We start from the raw sequence: 9,971 nt of genomic DNA, 5'->3' as shown, positions 1-9,971 counted from the left end.
AGACCCGTGCTCACCGCTGCCGCCCGGCGGTGGTGCATGCGGCGAGGGCGTCCAAGACGCCCTCGTGTGCCGGGTCCACCGCGATGTCCAAACCGATCAGGTCCTCGGCGGAGGTGGTGGTGAAGGTGAAGAACGAGCAGCAGCCGCTCTCCCGCTCCACCAGGTCCCTCACCCGCTCCTCGATGTCCTGCCCTCCAGCCAGCCCGAGACGCAGCCGCAATGGCTCGGGCCTCGACGAAGAGGTCAGCCGCTCGGAGAACAGCGTGTCCCACTCCGCGACCCGCAGGGGCCGCTCCTCGGTGGGCAGCGTGCAGGACCGCGGCACCCACGCCAGATCGCTCATGGCACTCACTCCCGTCGTCACGTCCCGCAGGCGGGGACACCTCCGACGGTAAACCTGTACCCGGGTACCGGTTGCAAGTCCGGTGGGGCCTGGGTGGGGAAAACCACTGAGCATGTGCGGGGTCATCCCAAGTAAGGAATGGCCGTCTTCAAAGAGCCCGATCACCCCCGAAAAGGGTGAACCGCATCTCCGCCTCACGGTCGTCAAGCAACGTCTCGTGAGACATGCGAACCGCGAAGAACACAGCCATGTGCACGTGGTGCCCCGTGTCGAGGGCGACGGACTCTCGCTCCCCTGGACCGGGCAGTCCGACTGGGACCGGCTGTACGCCGAGCGGGACGCGGCCCACACCACGCTCAGCGTGCTCTACGACCGGGTCGAGGACGCGGGCAGCATGATGGTCACCGACTATGTCCGCGAGGCCCTCGAAGGCGGCACCGCGCGGTCGGTCGCCGAGTACGTCCGCGCCCAGGAGGCCGAGGGGGTGTTCGACGAATGACCCGTCCGACGCCCACCCTCGTCTATGCCCGCGAGCCGATTCCTGCCTCGGGTCCGAGCGTCTTCCTCGCCGGACCGACCCCGCGCGCCGGCGGCGACGTCCCCTCCTGGCGGCCCGCCGCCATCAAGGAGCTCGCCGCCCGGTGGACCGGCGAACAGCCGCTGACCGTGCTCACCCCGGAGTCCCGGGGCGGGATCCGCGCCGCCCACTACGACGACCAGGTCGACTGGGAGACCGACGCCCGCCAGCACGCCGACGCGATCCTGTTCTGGATCCCCCGCGACCCGAGCGCAACCGCTACCTGATCTACGTGGCCCGCCGCCAGGGCGTCCCGGTGTGCACCACCCTGACGGACACTACGGCTGCGGCCCTCGCTGCCCCGGCTACGGGCCGCCCGCGCTTGCAATCTGGGCACCCGGAGACGCTGCGGCTCCGAACCCCCAAAGGCCCGTGCTCCCTGCTTCTAGCAGGGAGCACGGGCCTTCTGCGTTTGTGGGAGGGGGCTTGGCCCCTTCAACGCCACGAGCAGGACTGGTGGCAGTCGTGCCGCCGTCAGTCGTGGGAACCAGTCGCCGACGGGCCGGCGTTGTGGGGCTCTGCTGTGGGAGCGAGCTGTCGCTCAACCAGTGCCTCGATCTCGTCGATGGCTGCACGGGCGTTGAGTCGTCCGAGCGTATTGAGCTGGGCCAGGGGGCCGTTCCCATCGATGGTCATCGTGCCCTCGGTGTCGACTTGAATCGTTGCGCTGACGGTGTCTCCGGAGTATCCGGGAAGGCGCACGATGAAGGTGGCTTCGGTCAGGCGGGCGTGCGGCGGACCCCAGTTGGGGTCTTCCCTCTCGCAGTACCTTTCGTCTTCGGCTACTTCGTCGTCGGAAGGCCCATCCAGTCGGCTGAGTGTCAGGCGGGCGGCCCGGGCTGCGAGCCGTGCGGACCACTCGGCGCTTTGTAGGGCTTCGATGACATCCTCGGCCCGTGGTCCCTCTTCCCCGATTCCACCTGTCTTGCCCAACCACCACACAGCTCCCAGGAGCTGCTTCAAGATGGGCAGGGTCGGATGCTGTTCTTCCCGAGTAGACAGACCCTTGCTGGGCAGGGCGCGGTCTTCCAACGCGCACAGCTGAATGAACGTGTCGTCGGTCCACCAGTCGGGGCGAATATGGGCTGCGGGGTCGATGTGGGTCATAGAGCTCTCCACAGTGGGCGGCAGTGTTCATGGCAGAACGCGGCTGGGCTTCAAGGGGTGTGGCCCTCGCATCCGAACGGGCGGCAGACGCACCCTTTCGCCTGCTCAGCTGAGCCGCCTCCTCAGCTGTTTCGCTTCCACGATGTCGGTGCGAGGTGGTGCAGGGGTGCTAACGCCGTTAGCACCCCTGCAAGAACTAACGCTGAAAATAGGCAAAACGCACCTAACGCAGCGTCTGCATCCCGTTGGGCGGCAGTATGCTGCCACTCATGTCATCTCCTACCTCGGGAGGTGAGCGGGAGAAGCTCGTCTCCAAGCTGCCCGCTCACCTTCAGCAAGCACTCAAGGTCCGTGCAGCGCAGCTCCAGACCGACATGCAGGACGCCGTCGCACAAGGCATCCAGGTCTGGCGGGACTGCACCGACGAGCTACCCGCCGTCAACACCGCGGGCGCTGATTCGTTCGGTACGTACCTACCCGAAGGCCTCTACGAGGATTTCAAGGCCGACTGCCGAGAGCGCGGCGTCTCCTACATCCAGGGACTGGCCCAGTGCGTGGTTCTCTGGCTGGCCGACAATCCAGCCGGCGCTCGGGAGTCCACCCGGCGGATCATCGTCTGCAACCAGAAGGGCGGAGTCGGCAAGACGGCAGTTTCCGCAGGCCTTGCCCAGGCTCTCGCGGAGGCGCCGACGGCCATCGGCGCCGCGGCTGATGCGGCCGTCAATGGCCAGCGCGTTCTGCTGGTCGACTACGACCCGCAAGGCCACCTCACCCACCAGCTCGGCCTCACGGCCATCCCAGCGGGTGAAGAGAGCCTCATCACTCACATGCTCCACCGGGAGCAGGCCAAGCAGCAGTTGCTCGACCTGACCACCGCCATAAGAGGTGACCGCTTCGGCGGCCGCCTGCGGATCCTCCCCGCGGCGTTCGACGCTTTCCTCCTCGACTCGGGACTCACCATCTTCCGTGGCCCCCGCCACGCCGCACTTGAGCGTGCACTGGCCCCCCTCGAAGAGCACTTCGACGTCATCGTGGTGGACTCGCCTCCCAGCCTCGGTCTCGCGATGGACGCCGCTCTCAACTACGGTCGCCAGCGTGACGGGGAGAAGCCCGGTGCGTCAGGCCTCGTCATCCCGGTGGAAGCCGAAGACACCTCCGCCCAGGCGTACGGAATGCTCATCCAGCAGATCGACTCCCTCTCGAGGGACTTCGACATCGTCATCGACCAGCTCGGCCTCGTCGTCAACAAGTTCGACAGCCGGCGTGGGTACATCGCGACGTCCTCGCTGGACAAGTGGAAGAGTCTCGGCACACCTCCCGTCCTCGCAGTCATCCCCGACGTCAAGGAACAGCGCGAAGCCGTCCGCAAGCAGCGCCCGCTCCTGGACTACGCACCCGACTGCGAACAGTCCCACCAGATGAGGCAAATCGCCCGGGAGGTGAAGACCGCATGAGTAAAGCAGACATGCTGGGGGACTCCCCCACCTTCAACGCGGTCGCCCAGCCCATGAGCAGCCGCGCGGCGTCCTTTGCACGCTTCGCAGGACAGGACAACCCCGCAGCGGCATCCGAAGCCACAGTCCAGACAGGGACGCTCCGTGTGCCCCTGGACGCCCTGGCGCACAACCCATACAACCCGCGCGAGGAACTCAAGTCCGTCGACGACCTCGCCGACAGCCTCACCTCCCGAGGCGTCATCCAGCCCCTCGCCGTCGTCACCCGCCAGGCGTTCCTCGCCGCGCACCCCGACCACGAGGACCAGATCGGCCAGGCCGCGTACGTAGTTGTCGACGGCAACCGCCGGCTCGCTGCATCGAACCTCGCCGGTCTGGACGATGTCCCCATCCATGTCGACGACTCGCTCGCGCAGGACGCCGACACCCTCCTGGAAACGGCCCTCACCGCTGCTGTCCAGCACGAGAACCTCGAACCCCTCGACGAAGCCAAGGCCCTGCAGCGGCTGGTACACGTCCATGGATCCCAGCGTGCAGTCGCTCGAGCGCTGGGGAAATCCAGTCCCTGGGTCACCCAGCGCATTGCCCTCCTCAAGCTCACCCCGGAACTCCAAGGGGCGGTCGAGGACCGAAGCCTCCCGGTAGAGATCGCTCGCAACGTCGGGCAGCTCCCCGCACAGCAGCAGCAAAGCGCAGCTGAGGAGGCCCTCGCAAAGCGCGCCGCAGCCCAACGGCGACGCAAGCGAACCATGGAGGGTGCTAACGCCGTTAGCACCCCATCGCCGGCGCCACTCCCCGCCGCCAGTAGCGAGCCGGATCTGCTGCAGCAGCCCACCCAGCCGGAGACCGGTCCCGCCTTCGAGCCCCACCTCGTGGATATCCGTAACCTGCCGCGCGTCCCATGGCACGACGGCGACGCCGTAGCCGACCTGGTTCTCGAGAAGATGACCGACGAGCAGCGCACGGTCCTCGTGGAGCGGCTCATCGCCGCAGTCGACTGACGATCGTTCACTCGCTAGGGAACGCAGCAGAGCTCAGCCACGCTCGCCGTGACTGAACAGGGGGCTGGGGTGCTAACGGCGTTAGCACCCCAGCCCCCTGTGATCCTGTCCCGTCTCAACCGGTCCGGCACTCCTGTCTCAGCGAAGATGCGCAGGTTTCCATTACCCAGTACGCAAGCGGCCCACGTCCTGCGCGACGAAGCCCACGTCGACTGCAGCAAGCTCACGACCAGCATTGGATTCCCCGACCAGACCCGACCGCCGTCTCCAATGGAAACGGCCCCGGCCCGGCCACCCTCCTGGGTGGCCGGGCCTTTTCACGATCCGCAGAGATCGACGCCCTGCGTCGAAGCTCGCCCAGCTGGCCCCGAGCCCGCAGCGCCTTGCCCCCGCCGAAAGAGCAGCAGGACCGGACAGGGATCAGGCGCCCTGGAGCTTTGACATTGGGCGGGGGAGAAGATTTCGGAGGAGCGTGGCGGTCTCGGCCTCCATGTCGACGCCGCCGAGTTGCTCATTGATGTGTGCGAGGCGGGCGGCAGCGTCGCGGAGGGATACAAGGTCGCCGACGGCGTGGTGGGCGAGGAAGATGCAGCGGTGCAAGAGCTCGTTCTCCTCGCAAGCGAGCAGCCCCTGGCGAGCAGCCCACAAGGCGCCGGGGTAGTCGCCGGCTTCGCGCCGGCGGTTGGACAGCTCGAAGGCGACGTCCGCAATCGTGGAGACCATTTCCTGGATCACGGGTTCGGCCCAGGCGTAGCGCTGAGGGTTGATGTCGGCGAAGGGGCGTCCGCGGACGAGTGCGAGGGCGCGGCGCAGGGCGAGGTCGCCGTCCTCGTCGTGGCAGGCCAGACCGGTGCGGGCGAAGTACTGGAAGCCGGTCCAGTCGCAGGTGACGGCCGGGCCGAGACGGTAGCCGCTGTCACCGGTCTTCTGAACGAGGCGTAGGTGGGGTTGGCCGTCTGTGTCTTTGCCGAGCCAGGAGCGGGTGAGGGAGACGGTCTTGTTGCGCATGTTCTTGTTGCTGAGGTGACCGGGCCACAGGGCGTTGTCGATCGCGTGGTGGTCGATCCCTGTGTTCAGGGCGAGGTAGGCGATGAGTTCGGTGGCGACGTTGAGGCGGCTGGAGTCGATCCGGCCGCTGGCGCCCTCGATGCGGACCGGACCGAGGACCAGCACGGAAGGATCGGACGGCTGCTCCAGCGCGGCGCCGGGGTCAGCGGAGTGCATAGCGGTGAGCTCCGGACTGGGTGTCGGGGCCGGTGCGGGGATGGTGACGTGGACGGCTGCCACGCCCGGAGGAGAGCACGCACTCGCTGTACTGCGGGGAGCCGCACCTGAGTCTGAGTCTGCGGAGGCCAAGACCTCGGCAAGGGTGGGGCCGGCTGAACCGGCCTCGTCCTCCGCCGTTGCGCCGTCAGCGGTGACCGTGCTGTGTGGACCGGTGGCCGGGAGGGCCGCCAGGACTGAATCGTCCGGGGCTGTGGAAGCTTCTCCGGCGGGGGTGGCCTCGTTGGACGGATCGTCGATCGTGGCCTCGGCGTATTCATCGGGCAGTCCGTCAGGATCCGCGCTGAGCGGTTCTCCGCCCGTTGGCTTCTCCCCGGCCAGATGGTCCTCGACCTCCTCGACATACTCGGGGTCCTCGAGGACCTCATCGGTCCACTCGGGGGCGGGTACGTCGGTTTCGCTCGCGGCGAGGGTGAGCAGCTCGATGGCGTCGGCGAAATGGGTGTCGCTCAGCCCCTGCAGCCTGACGGGCAGGCTGGAGCCGGGCAGGACGACGATGTCGTCCTGGCTCTGGCAGTTCAGGGTCCATCCCCCGGCGGGCACAGGCCCGGTGCTGGAGGAGACGACCGCGCCTGCGGTGCGGGGGAGTGCCGCGAGGGTGTCGAGGAGCAGCCTGGCCGCGGTGTCGTCGTGGGGCAGGTCCTGAGCCAGGAGGATGAGCGGGGTCCAGGAATCGCCGCCGTCGTCCAGGAGGCGCGCGGCACGCAGGCTGCTGGCGCCCGCAGATTCCAGGGCGCGGCGCTGGTCCTCGCAGTGACCGACGAGTTCGGCGGCGGCGTCGGCGAGCAGGCGGGTACGGGCGACCCGTTCGGGCACGGCGGTGTCCAGGCCGGGTGCGGTGTCGGCGAGGGTGGTGACTTCGAGGTGGCCCGGTAGGGGAGTGCTGGCCAGCTCCACTGCGACGGCCTGCAGTACATGCCGGGCGAAGTCGGCGTCGCCGGCCAACTGCAGGACGCCGACGTGTTCGAGGTCGACCAGGACCAGGTGGCCGGCTGTGTCCCAGCCGATGGAGACCAGTGCCGGGTAGGGGGCATCGGCGGCCTGCAGGGCTTCGTCGTCGGCCAGGTGCAGGCTGTTTGCCGAGCAGCTCCACTGGTCCTGACGGCCGGCGGCCGCAGTGAACGGCTTCATCGGCGCGTTGTCGTCCGCGAGGTGCAGCTCGATCTTCGTGTCGTGCAGGACAACCGCCTCGATGGCGGGCAGCTCGCAGCCCGCATCGGCGAGGTTGAGAGCGAGACTGCGCAGGGCCTGGTCCAGGAGGTCGAAGCCGGTGGGCCGCTGTGCGGCGCGCAACTGCTGCTCGGTCTGCGCGGCACGACCCTTCGGCATGGGGATGCGTCGGCCCGGTCGGCGGCGGCGCTGCTGAAGGATCCGGCGGACCGTGAGGGTTCCGACGAGCGCAGCGGCCAGCGTTCCTGTGCCCATCCATACAGCGGCCGGTACGGCAGTGTCCGACTCGTTGGCCTCCGTGACCGCGGCATCTGGAACTTTGCTGTGCACTGCGGCAGGGGTCGCCGGCGCCTGCGAAGCGACCGGTGCCGGTGCGCTGGGCGCGGCACCGCTCGGGGTGGGGGCTGCGGCGGGCGGGGATGGCTGCTGCGCCTGGTCTTGCTGCTCGTCACCGTCAGGGCTTGGAGTCTGCGGGCCGGTATCCGGTGCGGGCCGCTCAGGGGTGCGTTTCGCGTCGTCGGTGCTGGGCTGCGGGGAGCTGGGGGCCGCAGCCTGGGGGAGGTCGAGCTGCTGGCCGGGGTAGATCAGGTTGGGGTCGGTGAAAGTGCCGCCGCCAGGCAGGGGCTTGCCGCGGTTGGCCTCGAAGAGGGCGGGCCAGTCCTCCGGGTCGCCCACCCGGTCGGCGATCCCCCAGAGGGTGTCGTCATCCTCGACCGTCACGCTCGCGGGCCGCTCTGGCCCGGCTGACGTGTGGCCTGCACTGGTAGGCGGCGTCTGCTGCTCGCTGACAGGCGGGGGAGTGGGGCTGGCGGCTGGGGCGGCGAGGTGGGCGTCGGCGGGAAGGGTGAGGACGGCGCCCTGGGGGAGGTACTGGTCTCCGGCGACGAGTTCGGGGATGGAGGGGTTGAGGGCCGCGAGGTCCTTCCAGCGTTTGCCGTCGCCGAGGTACTGCTCCGACAGGTCCCAGGCGAGCTCGGTCGGCGAGGTGACCGTGTGCGTCAGCGCGGCCGCTGCGGAGCTACCCACGGGTGTCGGCGTCGACTGTGTGCCAGCTCCGGGTGAGGCATTGATGTGGAGAGTGCTCGCGGCCACAGCCGGAGGGGTCGCAGCGTTGGCTGCGGCCGCCGGGCCGATGAGCACGATCGAACCGATCAAGAACCCGGCCAGGGACTGCAGCCCGCCCAGCCCACGGATCCGGGGCGCCTTCTGGCGGCGCAGCAGGGCCACGACCTCGACGAGGGCGGAGAACGCGAAGAGTGCCCAGGCTCCCCACCCGATACAGGTCAGGACCGTGAGGAACAGAGTGCCGTCGTCCTGCCTCATGAGCAGGTCCCAGCCGCCGGACAGCTCGGTCGGCTGGTAGCCGACCGCCAGCAGGACGGCCGGGATGCCGGCTACGAGCGCGGCCAGGACTACGAGGCCCACAAGAGCCTGGAGCAGGCGGCCGAGGGTACGCAGGGGGGCGGGGGTTCGGGTGGCCACGGTGGCTCAGCCTCCAGCTTGGGTGTGCAGTCGGGCGTGCGCGGTGCCGGACACGCTGATCTCCGATTTGCCGAGGACCGCGGCGAAGGTGGTGCGGTAGGTGTCGTGGACGGTGACCTGCAGGCGCTGGCCGCCGTCGGTGATCGCTACCTCACCCTGGACGCCTTGGGCGGCGAGGTAGTCCTGGGCTGCTCCAACGGCCGCGTCGGGGTCGACGGTGATGCCGGTGCCCTCGACGGCCTGGGCGATGTTCAGCTGCTGGCCCGCGGCGCGGGCTGCTTCCTGGGCGAGGCCGGTGGCCCGGTTCGTCGCGTTGAGGGCGCCGCCGCCGTCGACGAGGAGTCCCATGATCATGATGATCCCGAGGGCGATGACCGCGAAGAACGGGGATAGCGAGCCCCGATCCGAGCGCAGGCGGGCACGCAGGCGTACGGCGTTGCGGGCAAGTGCGATGATCACTGGCCTCTGCCTCGATAACTGTCGATCGGGCTGGTCCAGGATGCCTGGAGGGTGCGGGACCCAGGCAGCCCGGGCAGCCCGATCTCGCCGAGCGGGGCCGTACAGGCCACAGTGACGCGCACGGTGGCTTCCTGGCCCAGGTCGAGGGAGTACCCCGAGGTGTCGACCGAAACGCTGGAGGACGCGCAGCGGATCCCCTCGCCCGTGAGGCTGCTGGAGGCCGCGGCCGACCCGGCGGCCTGTGCGGTGCCGGCATCGCGCTCGAGGGACGCTGCCCGCGCGGCCGCGCGGGCAGCCGACTCGACGGCGCCAGAGGCGTCGGTGACCCGCCCGAAGGCGATCATGAGGAGCATCAGGGTGATGATGGCCGGCGCGAGGATGACCGTCTCCACGGAGTAGCTGCCCCGGTCATCGCGCCAGTTGCAGCGCCGCCGCGCGCGCCTCACGGTGCCCCGACCCAGCGCTCGACGGGAGCCTCGGCGTGCTGGACGACGGAGAGTTCGAGTCCGGGGACGAGGGTGGCGACGGTGCCGCGTACGGTGATGCGGATCTGCTCGGTGCCGCTGCCCTCCGCAGACACGCTGGCGCTGCGGACGCTGTCGTACTTCGCGAGAAGTTGCTGGGCCTGGGCGACGCCGTCGTCGGGGCTGGAGCCGATCTGGCGGCCGGCTTCCACGCCTTGGGTGGCGGCGGAGCGGGCGACGCTGCGCGCGTGGAAGTACATACCGGTCTGGATCGCGGCGAAGCCCAGGAACAGCACGACGGTGGCGAGGACCGCAAGCTCGACGCTTCCCGAGCCGCGGTCTCCGCCCTGCCGCAAGCGGTCCCGTAGGTGCCGCCACCGGCCGTTGAACTGGGCTTTCACGCCGCTCTCCTTCTGATGATGGTGGGCTCAGGCCCCGATGAGCGGGATCTTGGCGTCGGTAAAAGTCTTGATGGCCGCGACGACGGCGATGGCAATGGCGATGACCACGCCGGCGATGAGTGCGAGCTCGGCCGAGGTCTGCCCGGCATCACCACGGTGGCTCTTCAGACGCTCCCAGCGGGCGGCGAGCAGGATGGTCAGCGGGCGCACGTTCATAGTTTTTCTCCCT

The 9,971-nt window shown here is 69.1% G+C and carries 11 protein-coding genes; 4 read left to right on the top strand and 7 right to left on the bottom strand.

Annotated features, from left to right (window positions below; all coding sequences use genetic code 11):
* Positions 1–10 precede the first annotated feature (10 nt).
* Positions 11–343 carry a hypothetical protein gene (locus J7F03_RS02970; protein WP_214947042.1) on the bottom strand — a complete coding sequence of 111 codons (333 nt, stop codon included), beginning with the start codon at positions 341–343 and terminating at the stop codon, positions 11–13.
* A gap of 217 nt (positions 344–560) precedes the next feature.
* On the opposite strand from J7F03_RS02970, the gene J7F03_RS02965 reads away from it, so the two are divergent.
* Both J7F03_RS02965 and J7F03_RS40725 read left to right on the top strand, forming a co-directional pair.
* Positions 561–842, top strand: coding sequence for a hypothetical protein (locus J7F03_RS02965; RefSeq protein ID WP_214947041.1), 282 nt, complete (start codon positions 561–563; stop codon positions 840–842).
* Entirely contained in the window at positions 839–1,147 is a 309-nt protein-coding gene (locus J7F03_RS40725; RefSeq protein ID WP_251071329.1) for a nucleoside 2-deoxyribosyltransferase domain-containing protein, read from the top strand. Before J7F03_RS02965 ends, J7F03_RS40725 begins: the two co-directional genes overlap by 4 nt.
* A gap of 247 nt (positions 1,148–1,394) precedes the next feature.
* On the opposite strand, the gene J7F03_RS40720 is transcribed toward J7F03_RS40725, so the two are convergent.
* The gene (locus J7F03_RS40720) at positions 1,395–2,027 is read right to left on the bottom strand and encodes a hypothetical protein (RefSeq protein ID WP_251071328.1); all 633 of its coding nucleotides are present in this window, start codon (positions 2,025–2,027) and stop codon (positions 1,395–1,397) included.
* Positions 2,028–2,296: 269 nt separating this feature from the next.
* On the opposite strand from J7F03_RS40720, the gene J7F03_RS02955 reads away from it, so the two are divergent.
* Positions 2,297–3,481: a ParA family protein gene (locus J7F03_RS02955; RefSeq protein ID WP_214947040.1), complete on the top strand. Its 1,185-nt coding sequence runs from the start codon at positions 2,297–2,299 to the stop codon at positions 3,479–3,481.
* Positions 3,478–4,482, top strand: coding sequence for a ParB/RepB/Spo0J family partition protein (locus J7F03_RS02950; RefSeq protein ID WP_214947039.1), 1,005 nt, complete (start codon positions 3,478–3,480; stop codon positions 4,480–4,482). The genes J7F03_RS02955 and J7F03_RS02950 overlap by 4 nt, the downstream gene beginning before the upstream one ends.
* A gap of 420 nt (positions 4,483–4,902) precedes the next feature.
* Here the strand turns inward: J7F03_RS02950 and J7F03_RS02945 are convergent, their stop codons facing one another.
* From J7F03_RS02945 to J7F03_RS02925, 5 genes are read right to left on the bottom strand one after another with little or no spacing between them, the layout of a single operon-like run.
* A complete protein-coding gene (locus tag J7F03_RS02945) occupies positions 4,903–8,418 on the bottom strand; it encodes a LysM peptidoglycan-binding domain-containing protein (RefSeq protein WP_214947038.1) in 3,516 nt (1,171 codons plus the stop codon).
* Between the two features lie 6 nt (positions 8,419–8,424).
* Positions 8,425–8,877 carry a pilus assembly protein TadG-related protein gene (locus J7F03_RS02940; protein ID WP_308378970.1) on the bottom strand — a complete coding sequence of 151 codons (453 nt, stop codon included), beginning with the start codon at positions 8,875–8,877 and terminating at the stop codon, positions 8,425–8,427.
* Positions 8,874–9,323: a TadE family protein gene (locus J7F03_RS02935; protein WP_214947037.1), complete on the bottom strand. Its 450-nt coding sequence runs from the start codon at positions 9,321–9,323 to the stop codon at positions 8,874–8,876. Before J7F03_RS02935 ends, J7F03_RS02940 begins: the two co-directional genes overlap by 4 nt.
* Complete coding sequence (locus J7F03_RS02930) at positions 9,320–9,742, bottom strand: TadE family protein (protein ID WP_214947036.1); 423 nt, start codon at positions 9,740–9,742, stop codon at positions 9,320–9,322. The genes J7F03_RS02935 and J7F03_RS02930 overlap by 4 nt, the downstream gene beginning before the upstream one ends.
* Before the next feature lie 27 nt (positions 9,743–9,769).
* The gene (locus J7F03_RS02925; protein WP_214947035.1) at positions 9,770–9,958 is read right to left on the bottom strand and encodes a hypothetical protein; all 189 of its coding nucleotides are present in this window, start codon (positions 9,956–9,958) and stop codon (positions 9,770–9,772) included.
* Positions 9,959–9,971: the final 13 nt, after the last annotated feature.

It is taken from the genome of Streptomyces sp. ISL-43 (assembly GCF_018614195.1).
Lineage (GTDB): Bacteria > Actinomycetota > Actinomycetes > Streptomycetales > Streptomycetaceae > Streptomyces.
The sequence above is the reverse complement of the archived record's forward strand: the minus strand, read 5'-3'. Positions and strand labels throughout refer to the sequence as shown.